This is a genomic window from Sphingopyxis sp. JAI108 (genome assembly GCF_013410105.1).
GTDB classification, from domain to species: domain Bacteria; phylum Pseudomonadota; class Alphaproteobacteria; order Sphingomonadales; family Sphingomonadaceae; genus Sphingopyxis; species Sphingopyxis chilensis.
In genome coordinates this window covers 52781-75646 of sequence record NZ_JACCCJ010000002.1, presented here as the reverse complement: position 1 = coordinate 75646, position 22866 = coordinate 52781, and the positions used below count along the sequence as shown (strand labels likewise).

The following is a 22866-nucleotide window of genomic DNA, read 5'->3' as shown; positions in this document are numbered from 1 at the left end:
GGACGGGCTGATGGCGATTTCGGGATATTCCACGGGTGCGGCGCTGGCGGGAGCGCTTGTCTTCGCACCGGCGGCACACGCCAAGATCATAGATCAGGGCGATATCGGCTTTACCGTCGCGCATACGGCGCAGGTCGCCGCGACGCCGGCCGACGTCTGGAAAATGCTCCGCATGCCGCAGAACTGGTGGTCGAAGGAGCATAGCTGGTCCGGTGATGCTGCCAACTTCTGGCTCGATTCGCAGGCGGGGGGCTGTTTTTGCGAAAAACTGCCCGACGCCGGTTCGGGTGTCGGCAGCGTCCAGCATGCGCGCATCGTCTTTGCGAAACCGAACGAACTGCTCCGCCTCTCAGGCGCTTTCGGCCCGCTGCAGGGCGAGGCGCTCGCCGGCACGCTGACGATCCAGGTCAAGGAGACGCCGACGGGGAGCGCGCTGCGCTTCGACTATGTCGTCGGCGGCTATATGCGCTTCAAGGTCGCGGACATCGCGCCTGCGGTCGACAAGGTGATCGGCGAGCAATTGCTTGGGCTCACCAACGCGCTCGGCGGGGCGTTGCCGCCGACGCGCGACGAAAAGGCGGCCGAGAAACCGGCCGCAGAACCCGCTGCGAAAGAAGAGCCCGGGCTCGACGCCGCAGTCGCCGACCTGGTCGAAGAAGAAGCGAAGCCAGCGCCCGACGAAGGCCGCTAGGCGCCGGGCTTTCCGCGCAGCTTCGCGAGCGCCGCGAACGGACCCGCCGCTGCCTCGCTGAGCACACCCTTCTCGGCAAGGATGCGCTCGGCGTCGGGATGGCGCGGGAAGGGATCGAGCGCGAGCGAGAGCGTCTGCACCGCCGCTTCGCCAAGGTCGATCCGGTCGCCTTCGAGGGGTAGCAGGTCAAGGTCCTCACTGCCGATCTCGATCTCCTCATCCTCGCCGACCGGCGCATCGACATCGCGCAGGAAGCGGAGGTCGAACGGCTCGGCGATCGTCCCGGGAACGGGCAGGTCGGTCGCGGCGCACGCCTGCACGACGTCGGCTTGGACTTCGCCTCTCGCAGCGATCCCGCCCGCGATCGCGCGGACATCAGCGGCGAGCGCAAAGCGGTCGAGTGCGACGAGACCGAGGCGCCGGGCGATGGCTGCGCGTGCGTCGGCGTCGGCCTCGACCGCAATCGCGCGGCCGTGCGCCGCATCGGCGAGCGTCACGATCAGGGGGAATTCGGGGGGCGTCACGGCCGCACGCCGTCCAACCTGTCGGCCAAGACCAGATCGGAAACCGGCGTTGCCGCCAGCGCCGCACGGAGCGTAGTCACTTCCGCCAGCACATGCGCCAATCCTGCTTCGTCGGGCGCTTGGCCGCGCCACAGGTTCCGGACCAGCGCCTCGCGCAGTTCCGCCGAGCCGTCGGCGGCGCGATAGGCGCCGAGCCGTCCGCCAAGCGCGCTCATCATCCGGCCGACCTGTTTGCCGACGACCATGTCGCCAAAGCCGATCTGACGCATCTGGCCGTCCATGTCGTTCACGAACAATTCGGTGAGCTGGACCCCGGCGAGTCCTCGTTCCGGATCCTCGTCGACCCGGTGCAGCACAAGCGCGAGTATAAGGCTGATCATGTCGAAGCGACCGTCGAGCGTGTCGGGCACCCCGCCCACGGCATACCAGTGCGGCGCGCGCGCCGTCGCGACGACGGCGTCCCACAGCGGGCGCCGCGCTTCGCGCGGATCGGGTTCGGACCGGAACAATTTGCGAAGTGAAGAAAACATGCCGCAACGCTTAGGCCGAATCGACTGGATGGAAAAGGGGCGCTGGCGCTGACTCTCCGAGTTCAGTCAGCTTGGCGCAAGCTTTGCCGCGGCATAAGCCGCTTGTGCGCGCCGACCGCTTGCGGTTAAGAGGCGCGATTGCCAGCGCCCAATACAAGCGGCGCAACGGAGATATGTTGATGCCGACCCATTACCCGAAGCTTCCCGCCCGGCCCGTGCGCCTGATCGTCGCCGGGCTGGCGCTCGCGCTGACGGCCGGTGGCTGCGCGCAGCTCAAGGGGCGGCAGGGCTATGTCGTCGATCCGATGCTGACCGAAGCGATCACGGCCGGGGTCGATAATCGCGAATCGGTCGAAAAGACACTCGGCCGACCGACGTTCGTTGGCCAGTTCGGTACGGACGAATATTATTATGTTTCGCGCGAAACGCGCCAGCTCGCTTTCGCGCGACCGCGCCCGATCGACCAGCAGGTGTTGCGGGTCCGCTTCGATTCTGCAGGCAATGTTGCCGCGGTCGATCGTACCGGCCTTGAACTGGTGAGCAAGATCAGCCCTGAAGGCGACAAGACTCCGACGCTCGGCCGTCATCGCAGCTTCTTCGAGGATATTTTCGGCAATATCGGCGCGGTCGGCGCTCCGGGCGCGGGGGCGCCGGGCGGACAGTAAACCTGTAGTCGCCTCCACGAAGGCGCCGCCGCAGGGAACCAAATGCCCCCCGCCTAAGCGGGGGGCGACGTCTTTCCTATATTATTGTGCGATTCCACCGGCTGCGAGCACCGCCAGCGTCACGAGGTCGGACGCGGTCGAGGCCATCGTTGCGACCTGAACCGGATTCTCCATACCGACCAGCATCGGGCCGATCACCGCGCCGCCGCCCAGTTCGCGCAGCAGCTTCGCCGACAGGTTCGCCGATTGCAGCCCCGGCATGACCAGCACGTTCGCCGGCCCCGACAGGCGGCAGAAGGGATAATTTTTCATCACCTTCTCGTTGAGCGCGACGTCGGGCGCCATCTCGCCTTCATACTCGAAGGCGGGCTTTCGCCGGTCGAGAATCGCCACCGCTTCGCGGATGCTCTCGAGCCAGCTTCCCTCGGGGTTGCCGAAGGTCGAATAGGAAAGGAAAGCGACGCGCGGTTCGTGCCCCATGCGCCGCGCGACCTGGGCTGTGCGTTCGGCGATGTCGGCCAGCATTTCGGCGGTCGGCCGTTCGTTGACCGTCGTATCGGCCATGAAGATGGTGTGATGCTGGTCGACGAGGACGTGGATGCCGAACGGCGTCTTTCCCTCGGCATGATCAATCACCCGCCGGATTTCGCGCATCGACTGCGAATAGGTTCGCGTCGTGCCGGTGATCATCGCATCGCCGAGCCCCATCTTGAGCAGCAGCGAACCGAAGATGTTGCGGTCGCGGTTGACCATACGCTCGACGTCGCGGCGGAGATAGCCGCGCCGCTGCAGGCGCTCGTACAGCATATCGACCATCTGCGGGACATGCGGCGAATTGACGCTGTTGTGGACCTCGAAGCTTTCGGCGTCGGCGACGCCCATCGCGCGGAGCTTGTCGTGCAGTCCCTCGCGCCCGACGAGCACCGGGATGCCGTATCCGCCGTCGCGGAACTGGATCGCGGCGCGCAGGACCACTTCCTCTTCGCCTTCGGCAAAGACGACGCGCTTCGGATTGTTGCGCGCGGCTTCATAGGCAAGCGTCAGGACCGAGGTGGTCGGGTTGAGGCGCGCGCGCAGCTGGGTGCGATAGTCGTCGAGATTATCGATCGGCCGTTGCGCGACGCCGGTCTTCATCGCCGCTTCGGCGACCGCCGCGGGCACGATTTCCATCAGGCGCGGGTCGAAAGGCGAGGGGATGATATATTCGGGCCCGAAACTCGACGCGCGTCCTCCGTAAGCGGCCGCGACTTCCTCGGGCACCTGCTGGCGTGCGAGGTCGGCAATCGCATAGGCCGCGGCGATCTTCATCTCCTCGTTGATCGCGGTCGCATGGACATCGAGCGCGCCGCGGAAGATGAAGGGGAAGCAGAGGACGTTGTTGACCTGGTTGGGGTAGTCCGAGCGCCCCGTGGCGATGATCGCGTCGGGCCGCGCCGCCCGCGCGTCCGGGGGCGAAATTTCGGGGTCGGGGTTCGCCATCGCGAAGATGATCGGCGCGGGCGCCATGTCCTTGACCATCTCGGGCTTCAGCGCGCCCGCGGCCGACAGGCCGAGGAACACGTCGGCGCCGACGAGCGCTTCGGTCAGGTCGCGCGCTTCGGTCGGCACCGCATGCGCCGACTTCCACTGGTCCATGCCGTCGGTACGGCCCTGATAGATGGTGCCCTTGCGGTCGCACATGATAACATTTTCGTGCCGGACGCCCATCGCCTTGATCAGTGCGGTGCACGCAATCGCCGCAGCGCCGGCGCCGTTGACGACGACCTTCACCGTCGAAAGGTCGCGGCCCGTCAGATAACAGGCGTTTATCAGGCCGGCGGCGGTGATGATCGCGGTGCCATGCTGGTCGTCATGGAACACCGGAATGTTCATGCGTTCCTTCAGCGCCGCTTCGATGATGAAGCAATTGGGCGCGGCGATATCTTCGAGGTTGATACCGCCAAAGCTTGGTGCGAGCAGCTCGACTGCCTCGATGAAGCGCTGGGGATCTTCGGTATCGACCTCGAGGTCGATCGAATCGACGTCGGCGAAGCGCTTGAACAGTACCGCCTTGCCTTCCATCACCGGCTTCGAGGCGAGCGCGCCAAGGTTGCCGAGCCCGAGGATCGCGGTGCCGTTCGAAATCACCGCAACCAGATTGCCCTTGATCGTATAATCATAGGCCTTCGCCGGATCCTCGGCGATCGCGTTCACCGGAACCGCGACGCCGGGCGAATAGGCAAGGCTGAGGTCGCGCTGCGTGGCCATCGGTTTCGATGCGACGATCTCGATTTTCCCGGGCCGGCCATATGCGTGGTAAAGCAGGGCCTCGCGGTCCGAAAACTGCACCTTGCTGCCGCTGTCCATTCTTTGTCCTCTCGAAATATCCACAAGATGCGCGCCCGAATATTTCCCCTAGCGCCGCCTCGCGAAAATGTAACCGGCAATGTTGCACGCCCGTGGCAGCGTATGACTGGACCATATCGCCGCTTCGGACGCGATATGGCTTCGGCGAAATATGACCCTATATCTCCAGTCCAGATGGAGAACAGGATGGCCGGGCAAAGCCAGTATCAGCTTTTCGAAACCGCGGTGGGGGTTGCGGGGATCGGCTGGACCGATGCCGGCATCACGGCGCTGCGTCTGCCCGCAGCGACCGCGCCCGAAGCCGCTCGCGCCATGCTGCGCCGTCTGCCGGACGCGGTCCGCGGCCCGCCGCGGGCCGAAATCATGGCGGTCATCGACGCGGTGGTTCGCTATTATGCCGGCGAACGCATCGAGTTTTTCAGCGTCGCGATCGATTTGGGCGACCGGCCGCCCTTTTTCGCCCGCGTCTATGACCATGTGCGCAAGCTTGGCTGGGGCGAGACAACGACCTATGGCGCGGTAGCGCGCGCACTCGACGCGGGCCCCGAACATGCCCGAGCGGTCGGGCAGGCGATGGCGACCAATCCCGTTCCGCTGATCATCCCCTGCCACCGCGTTCTGGCCGCGGGCGGTGCGATCGGGGGGTTTTCGGCACCGGGCGGCGCGCTGTCGAAGGCGCGCATGCTCGAACTCGAAGGCGTGCCGGTCGCGCCGGTCCAGCAAGGGTTCGATTTTCAGAGCGGGCCCTAGGCGGCCACGGCTTCTTCGCTCCGGCTGGCGGCGGCTTCGAGCAGGCGCTTTTCCAGCGATTTCACGCGCGCCGCGCTGTCGATCTTGTCGCCGATCAGGTCGGTGACGTAGAAGGTGTCTACCGCGCGTTCGCCATAGGTGGCGACATGCGCGCTGTGTACGGTCACCTTTGACTGGAAGAGCGCATAGGCAAGCTGGTTGAGCAATGCGGGCCGGTCCTGCGCATTAACCTCGATCACCGTAAACCGATTGGATGCCTTGTTATCGACGAAGACGCTGGGGGCGATCCGGAAGGCTTCGGCGCGCGTGCGCGGGAGCGCGCGCGCCTCTAGCTTGGGGAGCAGTTTCTGGCGGTTGGCGAGCGCGTCCTCGATCGCGCGGGTCAGGCGCGCGATCTGTCCCGACTCCGCAAAAGGGCGCCCGAGCGGGTCCTGAACGAGGAAGTTGTCGAGTGCGAGCCCGTCACGCGTCGTATGGATGCGCGCGTCGATGATGTTGCCGCCGGCGAGGTGGATGCCGCCAGCCATGCGATAGAAGAGTCCCGGATGGTCGGCGGCGATAACCATGACGAGCGTCGCGCCGCGATCGTTGTCGGGTACCGCGGTGATGTGCAGCGGCGCGTCTCCCGCGTCCCGGATGTGGCGGAGATTGGCGACGATCACCTCGACCGGCTCGGCGATCCAGTAGCTTTCGGGAAGCGGCCTGATGAGTTTGGCGAACGCCTTTTCATCGAGGCCGAGCAGCGTTGCGGCGGCTTCCTTCTTCGCCTCGATCCGCGCCTCGCGTCCCTTTTGCTTGTGGCCGAGGCGCAGCACTTCCTCGGCCGCATCGTAAAGTTCGGTGAGCAGCTGCCGTTTCCAGCTGTTCCACACGCCCGGCCCGACCGCGCGAATGTCGACGACGGTGAGGACGAGTAACAGCCGCAGCCGTTCGGGGCTTTGCACGATCTGCGCGAAGTCGAGGATCGTCTTGAAATCGGCGAGATCGCGCTTGAACGCCGTCGCCGACATCAGGAGGTGATAGCGCACGAGCCAGGATACGGTTTCGGTCTCGGCCGCGCTGAGGCCGAGGCGTGGGCAGACGCGCAGCGCGAGTTCGGCGCCGAGCACACTATGGTCGCCGCCGCGCCCCTTGGCGATGTCGTGGAGAAGCACCGCGACATAGATGACGCGCCGCGAATGGATCTGGTCCATGATCGCGGTCGAGAGCGGATGATCTTCCTTGAGCCGGCCCTGCTCGATGTCGGCGAGGAGCCCGATCGCGCGGATCGTATGTTCGTCGACGGTGTAATGGTGATACATGTCGAACTGCATCTGCGCGACGACGCGGCCGAAGTCGGGGACGAAACGGCCGAAGACGCCCGCCTCGTTCATCCAGCGCAGCACCGTTTCGGGATCGCGCGGGGAGGTCAGCACGTCGAGGAACAGCTCGTTCGCCCGCGCGTCGCGGCGCACCGCCTGCGTCTCGATCAGCTTGGCATCGTGCCGCGCCTGCCGCATCGCCTGCGGATGGATTTCGAGGCCATGCTTGTCGGCGAGCGCGAAAATCTCGACGAGCCGCATCGGATCCTGTTCGAAAAAATCGCCCGAGGGCAGCGCAAGCCGTCCGCGGTCGAGCACGAAGCCATGGAGCTTTCCCGGCCGCCGCCGGATCGTCGGCAGGAAGCGCCGCCCGCGCGCCGCCATCTGGTCGTCGAGATGTGCGAGGAACGTGCCGGTGACGTCGCCGACACTTTTGGCATGGAGGAAATAGAGCTGCATGAACCGTTCGACCGCGCTCTTGCCGGGGCGGTCGGCGAATTTCATGCGGCTCGCGATCTCGCGCTGGAAATCGAAGGTCAGCCGGTCCTCGGCGCGCCCCGCGAGAATGTGGAGGTGGCAACGCACCGCGAGCAGGAAATTTTCGGCGCGTTCGAACTGGCGAAGCTCGCGTGCCGACATCAGCCCCGCATCGACCAGTTCGGGCACGGTGCGCACGCGGTGGATGAACTTGCCGATCCAGAAGAGCGCGTGGAGGTCGCGCAGCCCGCCCTTGCCTTCCTTCACATTGGGCTCGACGACATAGCGCGAATCGCCCATGCGCCTGTGCCGCTCGTCGCGTTCGGCGAGCTTCTCGGCGACGAAAGCCCGTGCGTTACCCGCGACGACCTCGGCGTCGAAGCGCGCCGACGCCTGGTCATACAGATCGCGGTCGCCCCAGATGAAGCGCCCTTCGAGCAGCGCGGTGCGGATCGTCAGATCCTCCTTCGCCGCGCGCACCATCTCGTCTAGCGAGCGCGAACTGTGTCCGACCTTCAGCCCCAGATCCCAGAGCGTATAGAGCTGCGCCTCGATCACCTGCTCGGTCCAGCTCGTCTGCTTGAACGGCGTGAGAAAGCCGATGTCGATGTCGCTGTGTGGCGCCATTTCGCCGCGGCCATAGCCGCCGACCGCGATCAGCGTGATGCGCTCGCCCGCCGAACGGTTGGCGGATGGATAGAGGTATCCGACGGTGAAATCATGGCTGAGACGGATGATCTGGTCGATCAGGAACGCGGTCGCATTCGCCGCGACGCGCCCCGACGAGGGCCGTTCGAGCAGACGCCGTTCGATCTCGCCGCGCCCGGCGTCGAGTGCACCCTTGAGCAGCGCGACCATCGCGCGGCGGCGCGTGCCGGTGTCGCCGCTTTCGGCAGCGATCATATCGAGCTGCGCCGCAAGGTCGCGGCGATCGATGATCGCGCGCCGCTGGTCGAGATTGTCGAACAGCTTGCTCATGCCTCGTCGGCCATCAGGCGCTTGAGCGTGTAGAGCGCATCGAGCGCCTCGCGCGGGGCGAGGGCATCGGGTTCGATCGCCGCGAGGGCTTCGCGCAGCGCATCCTTCGCGGCGCCGGGGGCCTCGGCGAGCGTCGCGGCGAAGAGCGGCAAATCGTCGAGCCCCGCCGCGAGCCCCCCGGTCTTCTCGCGCCCCGCCTCGAGTTTCGCGAGGACTGCCTCGGCGCGCTTGACCACCCCCGCGGGAACCCCTGCAAGTCGCGCGACGGCAAGGCCGTAGCTGCGATCCGCCGGGCCTTCGGCAACTTCGTGGAGCAGGACCAGGTCACCCTGCCACTCGCGTGCGCGGACATGGTGGAGCGAGAGCGCGTTCAGCGTTTCGGCGAGCCGCGTCAGTTCATGATAGTGCGTCGCGAAGAGGCAGCGGCACTTGTTCACCTCGTGCACCGCCTCGACCACCGACCAGGCGAGCGCGAGCCCGTCGTAGGTCGATGTGCCGCGCCCGACCTCGTCGAGGATAACGAAACTTTGCGGCGTCGCCTGCGCAAGGATCGCGGCGGTCTCGACCATCTCGACCATGAAGGTCGAACGCCCGCGCGCAAGATTGTCGCTCGCGCCGACGCGGCTGAACAGCCGGTCGACGAGGCCGAGCTTTGCCGTGGCGGCGGGCACGAATCCGCCGGCCTGCGCGAGCACGACGATTAGCGCGTTCTGGCGAAGGAAGGTCGATTTACCGCCCATGTTCGGGCCGGTGACGAGCCAGAGCCGGTCGGCCTCGGACAGCGCGACGTCATTGGGAACAAAGCGCTCGCCTGATTTTGCGAGCGCCGCCTCGACGACCGGATGGCGGCCGCCGCTGACGTCGAGGCACGGCGTGTCGGCCAGGTCGGGGCGGCACCAGTTATGGCTCATCGCATGGTCGGCGAGCGCGGCGGCGACGTCGATCCGCGCGAGCACGTCGCACGAGGCGGCAATCGCTTCGCGGCGGCCGATCGCGGCGTCGGTGAGCGCCTCAAGATGTGCCGCCTCGGCGGCAATCGCGTGAACGCCCGCTTGCGTGACGCGGCTCGCGGCTTCGTGGAGGTCGGACGAATTGAAGCGTACGACCCCCGCAAGCGTCTGGCGGTGCGTGAAGCCCGATTCGGGCGCCATCAGCGCATCGGCATGCTTCGCGGGCACCTCGACATGATAACCGAGTACGCCGTTATGCCGGATCTTGAGCGAGGCGATCCCGGTGCGGTCGCGATATTGGGCTTCGAGCGCGGCGATCGCCTTGCGCCCGTCGCGCGCGGTTTCGCGCAGCGCGTCGAGCGCATGATCATAGCCTTCGGCGACATAGCCACCCTGCGCCGCATCGACCGGCGGCGTCTCGATCAGCGCGCGGGTGAGTTCGTCGACGAGCGCGCCATGGCCGTCGAGCCCGGGAAGCAGGCGCGCGAGCAGGGGCGGCAGGTCGGTGCGGCGCGCGAGATGTTCGCGCAACAGGCGGGCACCGCCGAGCGCATCGCGGAGCTGCGCGAGGTCGCGTGGCCCGCCGCGCCCCGCAACGAGGCGGCCCAATGCGCGCCCGGCGTCGGGCAGCGCGCGCAGCGCCGCGCGCAGCTCACCGCGCCACAAGGCATCGCGCGCAAGCGCGTCGACGAGGTCGAGGCGGTCGAGGATCGCCGCCTTGTCGGTGAGCGGGCTTGCGAGATCGTCGGCGAGCAACCGTGCGCCTGCTGCCGTCACCGTGCGGTCGATCGTCCCCAAGAGGCTGCCCTCGCGCGTTCCCGCCATCGTGCGGACGAGTTCCAGGCTTTCGCGCGTTGCTGCGTCGATGGCCATCCGTCCCGATGCGAGATGCCGTACTGGCGGCTGGAGGAAGGTCGGCCCGCCGGTGCCGACATGCTCGAGATAGGCGACGAGTGCGCCCATCGCGGCGATTTCGCCGCGGCCGAACTGGCCGAAGCCGTCGAGCGTCTGAACGCCGAAGAAGCTTTCGAGCCGCTTTTGCGCGCCCGTACTCGCAAAGTCCGACGAAGGCCGACGCACAACCTGCCGCGCCGAGGTGATCGGCAGTTCCCCGGCGCTCTCGCTCAGCAGCAACTCCGATGGCGCGAGCCGCGCGAGTTCGGCGTCGATCGCCGACGCGGGCACGGCAACCACCTCGAATCGTCCGGTCGAGATATCGGCGGCGGCGATCGCGAACTCACCTTCGTTCCCCACCTGCGCCAGTGCGGCAAGCCGGTTCGCGCTGCGCCCTTCGAGCAGGCTTTCCTCGGTCAGCGTCCCCGCGGTGACGAAGCGCACGATATCGCGCGCGACGAGCGCCTTCGACCCGCCGCGCGCTTTCGCCTCGGCCGGGGTTTCGACCTGCTCGGCGATCGCGACGCGGTGCCCGGCGCGAATCAGACGCGCGAGATAGGATTCGGCCGAATGGACAGGGACGCCGCACATCGGGACCGGTTCGCCGCCATGTTCGCCGCGCGAGGTGAGCGCGATGTCGAGCGTGGATGCCGCGGCCTTCGCATCGTCGAAGAAAAGCTCGAAGAAATCGCCCATCCGATAGAAAAGCAGGCAGTCGCCCGCCTTGTCCTTGAGCGACCAATATTGCGCCATCATCGGCGTCGCGGCGGGGGCGGCGGTGTTGCTGTTGGCGGGTCGGGGAGCGGTGGCGGCCATCCGCCCCTGCTTAGTCATTGAGGGCGGCAAGGCAAGGACGAGCGGTGCAATGGCGGCATCGGGTGGATAGGCGACAGGCAGCTTTGCACTAACATCCATTCGAAAGCGGACATTCGCGATGCGCGTCATCCAACGTGGATGGGCTCGACGGACCCCTTGGCCAAGCGCCATATTACGTCTTGGGGAACGGGCAAACCGAGAGCGTCTTCCTTGTCCAGATCAAGATACGCTCTTCGAATGAGGCGGCCGATTAATCCATGGGAAACGGCCCCTTCGGTCGCTACCGGCCGTCATCCGAAACGCGCGGTCCATTCAGGCGCTTGACGGCCCCGTCATCGCCGCGGCCGCCGCCAGCAACCCGCCATTGAAGCGCTGCGACAGCGCGGCATCGGGAATTGCGTTGAATGCGTGGATCGCGCCGGCATAGCTGTGCAGGTCGACGGGCACGCCCGCTGCGACGAGCCGGCGTGCATAGTCGAGATTCTCGTCAAAGAAGAGGTCGAGACTCCCCGTCGCGATATAGGCGGGGGGCAGGGCGGTCAGGTCCTCGGCCAGGCTCGGCGAAAACCAGCCGCGGCGGTGGTCGTCGGCCTTGTAATCGCCCTGCAGCGCGCGCCAGCCGAAGCGGTTGCTCGCGCGCGTCCAGATGAACTCGCCGGTCGTCGGATTGGCATAGGGACAGGCATCGCCGCCCGTCCGGTGGTCGAGCATCGGATAGGTGAGAAGCTGGCCCGCGATAGCCGGTCCGCCAAGGTCGCGCGCCATGATCGCGAGCGCCGCCGCGAGCCCCCCGCCCGCGCTTTCGCCGGCGACGACGATCCGGCCCGCGTCGAAACCCAACCCCCGCGCCTGTCCTGCAAGCCATGCGAGCGCCGAATGGCAATCTTCCTGCGGCGCGGGAAAGGGATGTTCGGGGGCGAGGCGATATTCGACCGACGCGACCGGCACACCCGCGGAGGCCGCGAGCAGCGCGGGTCCGGCCTGCATCTGTTCGACCGACCCCATCACCATGCCTCCGCCATGGATGTGCAGGATCGCGCCGCCGCCGGGGCGTGTTTGGGCGGGACGGTAGAGGAATACCGGGATGTCGGGTCCGCCGTGAATCGACGGCACGGTCAGTCGTTCAGGGGAGATCACCGGCGGGGGCAGGATCGAATAGGTCTCCGCCGCCTTGGCGCGAATCTGCGCGATCGGCGCCGCGTCGAGGTCGACCCGTGGAAACAGGTCAATGATCGACGCGATCTCGCGATCGACAAGGTGGCGGGTGTCCATATCAAATGCTCCCTTTCATCCTGCCGAGCGGGCGGATCATCCTCGCAGCGTTGCTCCCACCTTCGCCGCCGCGGCGACCAGCTTGTCGGCGATCGCCTTCAATTCGGCATCGGTGAAGCTTTTCTCGGCCGGTTGCAATTCGACCTCGACCGCCAGGCTCACCTGCCCCTCGGGCACGCCTGACCCGGCAAAACGGTCGAACAGCCGCGCATCGACGATCGCTGCCTTGTCGGCGCCGCGGATCGCGCGCACCAGCTCGGCGGCGGTCAGGCCCGTCGGCGCGAGGAAGGCGAAGTCGCGGCGCACCGATTGCAATGCCGGGGGTGCGAAGGCGGCGCGGGCGGGGCCGCTCGCGCGCTTCGCGGGAAGCGCATCGAGGAAAATCTGCACCGCAATCACCGGGCCGTCGACGTCGAAGGCGCGAGTCAGCGCGGGGTGGAGCGCGCCGAATTCGGCGAGCACCGCCTTGGGACCGAGCCGCAGCGTCGCCGACTGGCCGGGGTGCCAGATGTTGCCGATCGCGACGGCTTCCATCACCTGCAGCCGGTCGGCGGGCGCGCCCGCGGCTTCGAGCAGCGCCAGCGCTGCGGTCTTGGCGTCGAACGCGTCGAACGGCGCGGCCTTGCCCGCCTGCCAGCCGCGCGCGCGCTTGTTGCCCGCCATCAGGATCGCCAGCGTGGGATGTTCGGCGCCCGTCAGGTAGCGCCGCCCGATCTCGAACAGGCGGATGCTCTCCGCGCCGCGGTTCTGGTTGCGCGCCGCCGCGCCGAGCAGGCCGGGCAGCAGCGACGGGCGCATGACTTTCAGATCTTCACTGATCGGGTTGGCGAGGCTCCACGCGCCGCCGCCGAAGGGCGCCGCATCGGCCTCGCTGATGAACGACCAGGTGACGGCTTCGTGGAAGCCCGCGGCGGCGGCGCCGCGGCGCAGGCGGCGTTCGGTCAGCTGTTCCGGGGTCGCGGTCGGCTTTGCCACCCCGTCGGCGCGCGACAGCGGCACCGACGCAATCGCGTCGAAGCCCGTGATGCGTGTGACTTCCTCGACAACGTCGGGCGCACCGTCCATGTCGCGGCGCCAGCTCGGCACCGACACCAGCCAGCGGCCGCCCTGCTCGATCACGCCGAAGCCGAGCGCGGCGAGGATGTCCTTCTGCCGCTCGGGCGCGATGGCGATGCCGCCCAAAGTCGCCGACAGCGCGGGGTCGTAATCGATCGTCCTGACTTCGGCCGGCGGGGTGCCCGCGCGCGTCACCGTCGACGGATTGCCGCCGCAGATATTCAGGATATGCGCCGTGACGATCGCGGTCGCATCGTCGAGGAAGGCCGGATCGACCCCGCGTTCGAAACGGCTGCGCGCGTCGCTGGTCAGGCCGAGCGCCTGGCCCGTCAGCGCGATGCGCTCGGGGGTGAAATAGGCAATCTCGATGAGGACGTCGGTCGTCGTCTCGCTGCATCCCGAATGTTCGCCGCCCATGATGCCGGCGATGTCGTGGACCTCGCGCTCGTCGGCGATCACCGTCATCGTGTCGGTGAGCACATAATCCTTGCCGTTCAGCGCGGTGACGGTCTCGCCGTCCCTCGCGCGCCGGGCGACGAGCGCGCCGGTCAGCTTGGCGCGATCATAGATATGGTTCGGGCGGCCGAGGTCGAACATCACATAATTGCTGATATCGACGAGCGCCGAGATCGAGCGCTGGCCGACCGCTTCCAGACGGCGGCGCATCCATTCGGGCGCGGTGCCGTTGGTGACGCCGCCGATCGTGCGGCCGAAGAAGGCGGGGCAGGCTTCGACATCGTCGGTCCGGATTTCGGTCGCGGGGGCGCTTGTCCCGATGATCGTCGGGACCTCGAGCGGTTTCAGCGCGCCGAGCCCGGCGGCGGCGAGGTCGCGCGCGATCCCGCGCACGCCCATGCAGTCCTGCCGGTTCGGCGTGATCGAGATGTCGACCACCGGATCGCTCGCGCCCGCATAATCGGCGAAGGGCGTGCCGACCGGCGCGTCGTCCGGCAGCTCGATGATCCCGTCATGGTCGTCGCCGAGCTCAAGCTCGCGCGTCGAGCACATCATGCCGTTCGATTCGACACCGCGCACGGCGGCGACCTCCAACTCCATGCCGTTCGCCGGCACGACCGCGCCGGGCAGGCCGAGCACGCCGATCAGGCCTGCGCGCGCATTGGGGGCCCCGCAGACGACGGTGAGCGGCACGCCGTCGCCGCTATCGACGGTCAGCACCTGCAGCTTGTCGGCCTGCGGATGCTTCTCGGCGGTCAGCACCTTCGCGACGCGGAAGCCGGCCAGCTTCTCGGCCGGATTCTCGACGCCTTCGACCTCGTGGCCGATGCGATTGAGCGTCGCGACGACGTCGGCGACCGAATAGTCGCCGTCCAGATGTTCGCGGAGCCAGTCGAGGGTGATCTTCATGCCGAAATCCCCCCGCTGAGCGTGGGGACATTCAGCGCGCCGAACCCGTAGTGCGCGAGCCAGCGGAGATCGCCGTCGAAGAAGGCGCGCAGGTCATCCATGCCATATTTGAGCATCGCGAGCCGATCGACGCCGACACCGAAGGCGAAGCCCTGCCATTCGTCGGGATCGAGCCCGCAATTGGCAATCACGCGGCGGTTGACCATACCGCTGCCAAGCAGCTCCATCCACGCATGGCCCTCGTCGTCGCCATTGCCGCCGACGATGCGGCGGCCCTTTTCCTGTTTATAGCCGACATCGACCTCTGCCGACGGTTCGGTGAAGGGGAAATAGCTCGGGCGCAGCCGCAGCACGATGTCGTCGCGCTCGAAATAGGCCTTCAGGAACGTCTCAAGCGTGTATTTGAGGTGCCCCATATGGATGCCGCGATCGATGACGAGACCTTCGACCTGATGGAACATCGGCGTGTGCGTCGCATCGCTGTCGCTGCGATAGACGCGGCCGGGCGCGATGATGCGGATCGGCGGCTCCTGCGACATCATCGTGCGGATCTGCACCGGCGAGGTGTGCGTGCGCAGCAGCATCGCGCGGCCTTCGGCGTCCTTGTCGGGGAAATAGAAGGTGTCGTGCATCGCCCGCGCCGGATGCGTCTCGGGGATATTGAGTGCGGTGAAATTGTGCCAGTCGTCCTCGATTTCGGGGCCGGTGGCGACGGCGAAACCCATGTCGGCGAAGATTTCGGCGAGTTCGTCCATGACCTGCGAAACCGGATGGACGCTGCCGCGCGGGCCCGCCTCGGCGGGGAGCGTCATGTCGATCGCTTCGGCGGCGAGCTTGACGTCGAGCGCCTCGGCGTCGAGCACTGCTTTGCGCGCGGCGAGCGCGGCGGTGACGCTCTCGCGCAGGCCATGGATCGCCGGCCCCTGCACCTGCCGTTCCTCGGGGCTCATGCCGCCGAGCGTCTTGAGCAGTCCGGTGATGCTCCCCGCCTTGCCGAGCGCGGCGACGCGCAGCGCCTCGACCGCGCCCACGTCGGCCGCGGCTTCGATGTCGCCCAGCAATTGGGTCTGGATGGCCTCGATATCGCTCATCGTCATTCGTCCTGTTCCGGCGGCGCTGCCGCTGCCGGCCTTGTCTTTCCCTGGATTCGGTGGATAGGCGGCTGGCCGCGCGTCCGTCGTCCGCCGCTTGCACCGAAGGCGCCGCGCGGGTCAAGCCCGTTGGCGGAAAAGCGGCCCGCGCTAGCGCGCTCGCGCCGCCTGGTGCGCAATATCGGTCATCAGCTTGCGGAACAGCACGCCGCCTGCGGTGCCCGAGGTCTTCAGCGCGCGCTCGCAGTCGAGCAGGCGGCTCATCAGCCGCGCGATGCGCACCGAATCCCAGATATGAAGCTGCGCGGTTACCGCGTCGCGCTCCTTCCAGAAAATGCCGCTCGACCGCGCCGAGACAACGGTCGCGGGGTGCGCGCCGCCGTCGACTTCAGCGCGCAGGCGTGCCAGTGCGAGCGCACGGATCGCCAATGCGCGGATGATGCGGATTTCGGCGACGCCGACCGCCGCCGCCTTGGCGAGCATTTCGGGCAGGTCGCGCAGCTTCCCGCCGAGCGCGACGTTGATGCATTCGCTGACATCCTCCTCGTGCGTCGCGGCGCCCAGCGCAGCGATGTCGGCGGGTGTGACCTGCCGCTGGCGGTCGGGTCCGGCGTCGAGATAAAGCGCGATCTTCTCGATCTCGCGCCGCATCAGGGCCTGGTCGCCCGAAACGAGGTCGACGAGCAGTTGCACCTCGCCGTTCGCGATCCGGAGCCCCTGCTCCTGCGCCGCCGCCATCGCGATGCCGATGAGCGCGCGCCGGTCGGGCTGGTAGCAGATCGCCGCGACGGCATGGTCCGACCCCTCGACCAGCTTGACGAGTTTGGACTTGGCGGTGACCGACGCGCCCGTCGCGACGACCGGGTTGATCGCGGTTTCGGCAGCGAGCAGCGCCTCGACTGCGGCGAGGCTGTCGTCGCCGCTGCCCAAAAGTTCGAGCTTGATGATACGTGCGGGCGAAAAGAGCGACATCGACGCCGCTTCGGCAGCAAGTAGCGAGGGATCTTGCGCGAGCTGCGATCCGGTCAGGTCGAGCCGTTCGGCATCCTTGCCCGCAAGACCGATGAGGCGGCTTGCGACGGCTTCCATCGTGGCTTCGTCCGGGCCGGTAAGGAGCGCGAAGCGGACCGCGGGGTCGAGGCGCGTCTGGCGTTCGAGTTCGGCGGGCTTGACGCTTTTCATTGCCCGGCGGGTGCGGGTGTCGGCGCGGCTGGCTCGGCCCCCGGCTGGCCGCCACCGCGGTTCGCATAGACTGCGAGGCGCGCGACGATCTGGTCGGCGACGCCCGAGGCGAGTCGTTCGAGCGCGGTCGATTCGGCGGCGATCGTCGCATATTCGCTGCCGACCACGTCGATTCCCGCGTCCGAAAAGGCGGTGGCATCGAGCATCACCTGGCCCGATGCCGAATCGACGAGCTGATAGCGCGCGCGCAAGGTGCGCCGTTCGCGCGTCACCGTATCGTCGGCGCGGACGCCGAAGCCGGTGATCGAATCCTCGAGCCGGACATCAAGGCGGAGGCGCTTGCCCGCGCCCTCGCCGCCCTGCGTCGCCTGCAGCCGGTCGCGCAGCGCGTTGCGGACGAGCCAGCCTTCATGCCCCTCGATCGGCGCGACATCGACGTCGGCGAGAATCTGCGCCACCGCGCCCTTGCTGCCGTTCGCGTATAACGGACGCAGCCCGCAACCGCCGATGGTGAGCGAAGCGGCCGCGAGGCAGGAGACGAGAAGCAAGCGCATCAGGGTACGATATTCACCAAACGGTCGGGCACCACAATCACCTTCTTCGGCGCCGCTCCCGCGAGCAGCTCGACGATGCGCGGGCGCGAGAGCGCCGCAGCTTCGGTCGCCTGCCTGTCGAGCCCCTTGGCGATCGTCATCGTATCGCGGAGCTTACCCGCCATCTGGATCGCGATTGTCACCTCGTCATCGACGAGCAGTGCCGGATCGGCGACGGGCCATGCGGCATCGGCGATCATCGCGGCCGTGCGCTGGCTTGCCGGAAGCGCCGCCCACGCCTCTTCGGCGAGGTGCGGCATCATCGGCGCGACGAGCAGGATCAAGGTGCGGCACGCCTCGGCGCGCGTCGCCGAGGGCTTTGCCTTTTCGATCTCGTTCGCGAGCGCGTGAATCTTTGCCACCGCCTTGTTGAAGCCCAGCGATTCGATGTCGGCGGCGACGCCAGCGATCGCCTGGTGCAGCCTGCGCGCGAGGCCCTTGTCTTCGCCGCCGTCACCGACATTCTCGGTGTCGCCGAACAGCCGCCACAAGCGCTGGACGAAGCGCCACGCGCCCTCGATGCCCGCCTCGCTCCATGGCAGGTCGCGCTCGGGCGGGCTGTCGGACAGCATGAACCAGCGCGCGGCATCGGCGCCATATTGGTCGAGGATGGCGTCGGGATCGACGACATTCTTCTTCGACTTCGACATCTTGATCACGCGGCCGATATCGACCGGCGCGCCGTCGGCGATCAGCGTCGCGCGGTCGGCGCCGCGCTCGACCTCGTCGGGAGTAAAGAAGAGCGACGGCAGGCCTTCGCCCTGGGCGCGGCTGTAGGTTTCGTGCGTCACCATGCCCTGCGTGAACAGGCTGGCGAAGGGCTCCTTGATGTCGATCATGCCCAGCTTGTTCAGCGCGCGCGTCCAGAAGCGCGCGTAGAGCAGGTGGAGGATCGCATGCTCGATGCCGCCGATATATTGATCGACGGGCAGCCAGCGGCGGATGACCTCCGGATCGAAGGGCTTGTCCGCCGGCGCCGACGCGAAGCGCAGGAAATACCAGGAGGAATCGACGAAGGTGTCGAGCGTGTCGGTCTCGCGCACCGCCTCGCCGCCGCACGACGGGCACGCGACATGCTTCCATGTCGGATGGCGGTCGAGCGGATTGCCGGGGACCGAGAAATCGGCGTCCTCGGGCAGCACGACGGGGAGCTGGCTCTTCGGCACCGGCACCATGCCGCACGCCGGACAGTGGACGAAGGGGATCGGGGTGCCCCAATAGCGCTGGCGCGAGACACCCCAGTCGCGCAGGCGCCACACGGTCGTGCCCTTGCCCCAGCCCTCATGCTCGGCGCGCGCGATGATCGCGGCCTTGGCCTCGTCGATGCTCATGCCGTCGAGGAAATGGCTGTTCACGAGGCGGCCCGGGCCGGTATAGGCCTCGGTTCCGGTGAAATGCGGCGCGGTCTCGTCGCCATCGGCGATCACGCGATGGACGGGCAGCTCATATTTGTGCGCGAAATCGAGATCGCGCTGATCGTGCGCCGGGCAGCCGAAGATGGCGCCGGTACCATAGTCCATCAGCACATAATTGACGACCCAGACGGGCAGATGCAGCGCCGGGTCGAGCGGATGCTCGACCGACAGGCCGGTGTCGAAGCCGAGCTTCTCGGCGGTGTCGAGCTGTTCGGCGGCCGTGCCCTGCCGCCGGCACTCTTCGATGAACGCCGCGAGTTCGGGCGAATCCTTGGCGAGCTTCTCCGCCAGCGGATGATCGGGCGAAATCGCGGCGAAGCTCGCGCCATAGAGCGTGTCGGGGCGCGTCGTGAACACGTCGAACCCCGGCGCGCCGCCGGCCAGCCTGAACGAGAATTCGAGTCCCTGCGACTTGCCGATCCAGTTTTCCTGCATCAGCCGCACCTTGTCGGGCCATTTGTCGAGGCTTTCGAGCCCTTCGAGCAGTTCGTCGGCGAAGTCGGTGATCTTCAAGAACCACTGCGACAATTTCTTCTTTTCGACCAGTGCGCCCGAACGCCAGCCGCGACCGTCGATCACCTGCTCGTTCGCCAGCACCGTCATGTCGACGGGGTCCCAATTGACGTAGCTTTCCTTGCGCGCGACGAGCCCCGCGGCGAACAGGTCGAGGAACAGCGACTGTTCCTGCCCGTAATAATCGGGCTCGCATGTCGCGAGTTCGCGGCTCCAGTCGATCGCGAGGCCGAGGCGCTTGAGCTGGCCGCGCATCGACGCGATATTGTCGCGCGTCCAGCCGCCGGGGTGGACGCCCTTTTCCATCGCCGCGTTTTCCGCCGGCATACCGAAGGCGTCCCATCCCATCGGGTGGAGGACGTCGTGCCCGGTCATCCTTTTGAACCGGGCCAGCACGTCGCCCATCGCATAGTTGCGGACATGACCCATATGGATGCGCCCCGAGGGATAGGGGAACATCTCGAGGATATAGGCCTTGGGCCTGCCAGAATCCTTGGCGACGCTGTCGGTCGTGGCAAAGCTGTTCGCCGCCTCCCACGCCTGTTGCCAGCGGGCGTCGGCGGCGAGGGCGCCAAAGCGCGGTTCGCGGGTCATTCGTCGGTTACCCCGTTAGTCTGTCTGGGCGAGCGCGCGTCCGCGCCGCCGGATTAGTCCCTGAAGGCGCTGCGACGCAGGTCGCGGGCGCGGGTGAGGATGATTTCCTCAAGCTTCTGCACCGTCGCCGCCTGCACCGGCGCATCGACCCAGGCGCCGCCCTGCGACACCTGCCGCGACGCCGCGACGCGAAGCGCGTCGGCGCGCAGGTCCTGGTCGAGGATCGACACGGTGACCTTCATCCGCTCGCCCGGATTCGACGGGTTGGCGTACCAGTCGGTGATGACCACGCCGCCCGAGCTATCGGCCTGGAGCAGCGGCATGAACGACAGCGCGTCGAGCGAAGCGCGCCACAAATAGCTGTTCACGCCGATCGTCGTCACCTGGCTGGCGGCGAGGTCGGCGCGCGGCCGGTCCTTGTTCGCGCACGCCGAAAGGCCGAGCGCCGCAAGTCCGAGCAGCGCGAGCGTGGCCGGACGGCGACCGATCGTGACGCCGAGCTTGGCAGGGACGGAAAGCTGGGACATGCGGATAACACCTTATCTCTTTGAGCTCGTCCGAATACAGGAAAATCGGCCGCGCATAACGGAATTGCCAGCGTCTCTATCGCCCTTGCCGCCACCCTGCAAGCGCGGCAATTTCGGCCGCTCCGCCGTTCAGATTCTGGTCAGATTCGAAACGCACTGTGACGATCGCGCAACAATTTCGGCAAAAAGCGGAATCGTTGCAAAGATTTGGCGGGATTCGCTGGCATTATCGGGTCGGCGGTCCTATTTGACGAGTCGATTGGGGTTGGAGTCGCAGAGCAATGGCGCGGACGTCGCGACATTTTTGGAAAGCAGGTCTCACCGCTTTGGCGGTGGTTTCGCTTGCGCTTCCGCCGGCCCTTGCCGCGATGTCGAACGCCGACCGCATTCGCGACACTGCGCTTTCGGAAACATTGTTGGGCCAGTTCACCCCGGCGTCGGGCGACGAGCGGTTGATCGCGCGCTACAACAAGATGTCGGCCGAACAGCGCGGCAATTTCAGCTTTACGCCCGCGCTGCCCGATCGGGCCCGCGAGAACCGCGCGATCACCGTCGTGATTCGCGCCCGCGACGATGCCTCGAGCGCCGCGCGAACCTCGGCGCTGGCGGCGGGACGTACCGCGCCCGTCGCGATCGCCCCGGTCAAATATAATCTCGGCGCGTCGGTCGGCTTCGAGAAGTTCGTCACGCCGTCGCTGCCGCGCGGCACCGATCTGCGCAACCTGCCGGTCGCCAAGGCGCCCGAACAGGACGAGAAAAAGTCACGCTTCGCCACGCGTATGGTGAACCGCCCAAGCGACCCGAGCGGGGCAACCGATCGCGTCACCGCTCCCGGCGAGGCGTCCGCGGTCGATGTCGTCAGCAGCTATCGCCTGACCAAGAATATCGATGTCACGGCGGGCGTGCGCTACAGGAGCGACGACCGCGTCGAACCGCTCACCGATTCGCGGCGCGACAGCCAGGCGGTCTATATCGGAACCGCGTTCCGCTTCTGACGCACCCGGCGCTTCGCCGCCTTCTCATCCCAGGCATCGATCGCCGCCCAGCCGGTTGCCATGTTGCTTGCGCGATTCAGCGCGCGGCCGCGCGGCGCGGTCATGCCCCCGAGCGCGATCGCTCGCGCCCCGGACAGGCGCGCCAGCCGCAGCCACGCCGCCCGGCCAAGGGCCGGCGCGCCGGGATGCGAGCGGGTCGAATGCAGCGGCGAAATGAAGACGGCGTCGGCCCCGGCCCGGCGTGCGCCGCGCGCCTCGCGGGAATCGTGGACGGGCATCGTCACCCGAAGCCCTAGGCGGCGTGCCCTTGCCGCAAGCCGAGCCTCATTCTGGCGGAGGTGGACGCCCCCGGCACCCCAGCGCCACGCCCTGTCGGGTGTTCCGGCAAGCAAGACGACAAGCTTTCGCGCCCGCGCGGTGTACATCAGCCGCCGGAGCAGGCGCCAGCGCGGCCCGGACGCCAGCCCGTCGTGCCGGAAAACGACGCCGCTGCCAGGAGGAATCAACGCAGCCAGTTCGGCCAGACCCGTCTGCGCCCGTTCGTCACTGAACAGCCATTGCTTCGGCAATTTGCGGGGCAGGGGGTGGCGCGGGCGCATCACGCTTTCTATAGGCGCGTCGCGAGCGCGCGCAACGCGCGGGATGGAATGAGACGATGAGCGAAGCAGCCGACCGGTTGGCCGAAGTGCAGGAACATATCGCCGATGCGGCGAAGCGCGCGCAGCGCGAGGCCCGCGAAATCCGCCTGATCGCGGTGTCGAAGATGCACGACGCGCAAGCGATCCGCCCGCTGATCGCGGCGGGTCAGCGCCATTTCGGCGAGAATCGCGTGCAGGAGGCCGCCGCCAAATGGCCCGAGCTGCGCGCCGAAACGCCGGGCATTACGCTGCATCTGATCGGCCAACTGCAATCGAACAAGGCCGAGGAAGCGGTGGCATTGTTCGACGCCATCCATTCGGTCGACCGTTCGTCGCTCGTGCAGGCGCTCGCCAAGGCCTGCGAAAAGGCTGGCAGGCAACCGCAGCTGTTCGTCCAGGTCAATATTGGCGATGAGGAGCAGAAGGGCGGCTGCGCGGTCGCCGACCTGCCCGCGCTGCTCGCCGAGGCGAGGGAAGCCGGGCTGACGATCGACGGCCTGATGGCGATCCCCCCCGCCGACATCGAGCCTGCCCCCTTTTTCGCGCTGCTCGACGAACTCGCCATGCGCAACGGCCTGCCGCTCCGCTCGATGGGGATGAGCGGCGATTACGAGACGGCCGTGATACTCGGCGCGACGCATGTGCGCGTCGGCACGGCGCTGTTCGGGGCGCGGGGTTGAGGGGCCGCTAGCGACCGGCGGTT

18 protein-coding genes are annotated in these 22866 nt (G+C 67.3%); 5 read left to right on the top strand and 13 right to left on the bottom strand.

Going from position 1 to position 22866, the window contains the following annotated elements; all coding sequences use genetic code 11:
* The first annotated feature begins 10 nt into the window (after positions 1-10).
* Positions 11-691 carry a hypothetical protein gene (locus HDC29_RS11345; protein ID WP_179497606.1) on the top strand — a complete coding sequence of 227 codons (681 nt, stop codon included), beginning with the start codon at positions 11-13 and terminating at the stop codon, positions 689-691.
* Here HDC29_RS11345 and HDC29_RS11340 read toward each other — a convergent pair.
* Both HDC29_RS11340 and HDC29_RS11335 read right to left on the bottom strand, forming a co-directional pair.
* Positions 688-1215, bottom strand: coding sequence for a DUF177 domain-containing protein (locus tag HDC29_RS11340; RefSeq protein WP_179497604.1), 528 nt, complete (start codon positions 1213-1215; stop codon positions 688-690). The two genes, HDC29_RS11345 and HDC29_RS11340, sit on opposite strands and share 4 nt — an antisense overlap.
* The gene (locus HDC29_RS11335; protein WP_179497602.1) at positions 1212-1745 is read right to left on the bottom strand and encodes a ubiquinol-cytochrome C chaperone family protein; all 534 of its coding nucleotides are present in this window, start codon (positions 1743-1745) and stop codon (positions 1212-1214) included. Before HDC29_RS11335 ends, HDC29_RS11340 begins: the two co-directional genes overlap by 4 nt.
* A 179-nt stretch (positions 1746-1924) precedes the next feature.
* Between HDC29_RS11335 and HDC29_RS11330 the strand changes: the two genes are divergently transcribed.
* Positions 1925-2410 (top strand): outer membrane protein assembly factor BamE, encoded by a 486-nt coding sequence (locus HDC29_RS11330; protein WP_179497600.1) that lies wholly within the window; start codon positions 1925-1927, stop codon positions 2408-2410.
* An 81-nt stretch (positions 2411-2491) separates the two neighbouring features.
* On the opposite strand, the gene HDC29_RS11325 is transcribed toward HDC29_RS11330, so the two are convergent.
* Positions 2492-4756, bottom strand: coding sequence for an NADP-dependent malic enzyme (locus HDC29_RS11325; RefSeq protein ID WP_179497598.1), 2265 nt, complete (start codon positions 4754-4756; stop codon positions 2492-2494).
* Positions 4757-4942: 186 nt separating this feature from the next.
* On the opposite strand from HDC29_RS11325, the gene HDC29_RS11320 reads away from it, so the two are divergent.
* Entirely contained in the window at positions 4943-5506 is a 564-nt protein-coding gene (locus HDC29_RS11320; protein ID WP_179497596.1) for a methylated-DNA--[protein]-cysteine S-methyltransferase, read from the top strand.
* On the opposite strand, the gene HDC29_RS11315 is transcribed toward HDC29_RS11320, so the two are convergent.
* The 9 genes from HDC29_RS11315 to HDC29_RS11275 form a co-directional block, all read right to left on the bottom strand.
* A complete protein-coding gene (locus tag HDC29_RS11315) occupies positions 5503-8262 on the bottom strand; it encodes a [protein-PII] uridylyltransferase (RefSeq protein WP_179497594.1) in 2760 nt (919 codons plus the stop codon). The two genes, HDC29_RS11320 and HDC29_RS11315, sit on opposite strands and share 4 nt — an antisense overlap.
* A complete protein-coding gene (gene mutS / locus HDC29_RS11310; protein ID WP_257018251.1) occupies positions 8259-10922 on the bottom strand; it encodes a DNA mismatch repair protein MutS in 2664 nt (887 codons plus the stop codon). Before mutS ends, HDC29_RS11315 begins: the two co-directional genes overlap by 4 nt.
* Before the next feature lie 312 nt (positions 10923-11234).
* Positions 11235-12194 carry an alpha/beta hydrolase gene (locus HDC29_RS11305; RefSeq protein ID WP_179497593.1) on the bottom strand — a complete coding sequence of 320 codons (960 nt, stop codon included), beginning with the start codon at positions 12192-12194 and terminating at the stop codon, positions 11235-11237.
* Between the two features lie 36 nt (positions 12195-12230).
* Positions 12231-14615, bottom strand: coding sequence for a phenylalanine--tRNA ligase subunit beta (gene pheT, locus HDC29_RS11300; RefSeq protein ID WP_179497592.1), 2385 nt, complete (start codon positions 14613-14615; stop codon positions 12231-12233).
* Positions 14612-15706 (bottom strand): phenylalanine--tRNA ligase subunit alpha, encoded by a 1095-nt coding sequence (gene pheS, locus HDC29_RS11295; protein WP_179497591.1) that lies wholly within the window; start codon positions 15704-15706, stop codon positions 14612-14614. Before pheS ends, pheT begins: the two co-directional genes overlap by 4 nt.
* Before the next feature lie 150 nt (positions 15707-15856).
* On the bottom strand, positions 15857-16888 hold the full coding sequence (gene holA, locus HDC29_RS11290) for a DNA polymerase III subunit delta (RefSeq protein WP_179497590.1): 1032 nt from the start codon (positions 16886-16888) through the stop codon (positions 15857-15859).
* Positions 16885-17442: an LPS assembly lipoprotein LptE gene (gene lptE, locus HDC29_RS11285; protein WP_179497588.1), complete on the bottom strand. Its 558-nt coding sequence runs from the start codon at positions 17440-17442 to the stop codon at positions 16885-16887. Before lptE ends, holA begins: the two co-directional genes overlap by 4 nt.
* Positions 17442-20003 (bottom strand): leucine--tRNA ligase, encoded by a 2562-nt coding sequence (gene leuS, locus HDC29_RS11280; RefSeq protein ID WP_179497586.1) that lies wholly within the window; start codon positions 20001-20003, stop codon positions 17442-17444. The genes lptE and leuS overlap by 1 nt, the downstream gene beginning before the upstream one ends.
* A 53-nt stretch (positions 20004-20056) precedes the next feature.
* Positions 20057-20530, bottom strand: a complete 474-nt coding sequence (locus HDC29_RS11275; RefSeq protein WP_179497585.1) for a DUF3576 domain-containing protein — start codon at positions 20528-20530, stop codon at positions 20057-20059.
* Positions 20531-20862: 332 nt separating this feature from the next.
* On the opposite strand from HDC29_RS11275, the gene HDC29_RS11270 reads away from it, so the two are divergent.
* The gene (locus tag HDC29_RS11270; protein ID WP_326915268.1) at positions 20863-21525 is read left to right on the top strand and encodes a hypothetical protein; all 663 of its coding nucleotides are present in this window, start codon (positions 20863-20865) and stop codon (positions 21523-21525) included.
* Here HDC29_RS11270 and HDC29_RS11265 read toward each other — a convergent pair.
* Positions 21498-22124: a thiamine phosphate synthase gene (locus tag HDC29_RS11265; RefSeq protein WP_179497581.1), complete on the bottom strand. Its 627-nt coding sequence runs from the start codon at positions 22122-22124 to the stop codon at positions 21498-21500. The genes HDC29_RS11270 and HDC29_RS11265 overlap by 28 nt on opposite strands.
* Positions 22125-22180: 56 nt before the next feature.
* Between HDC29_RS11265 and HDC29_RS11260 the strand changes: the two genes are divergently transcribed.
* Entirely contained in the window at positions 22181-22843 is a 663-nt protein-coding gene (locus tag HDC29_RS11260) for a YggS family pyridoxal phosphate-dependent enzyme (RefSeq protein WP_179497579.1), read from the top strand.
* The last annotated feature ends 23 nt before the right edge of the window (positions 22844-22866 follow it).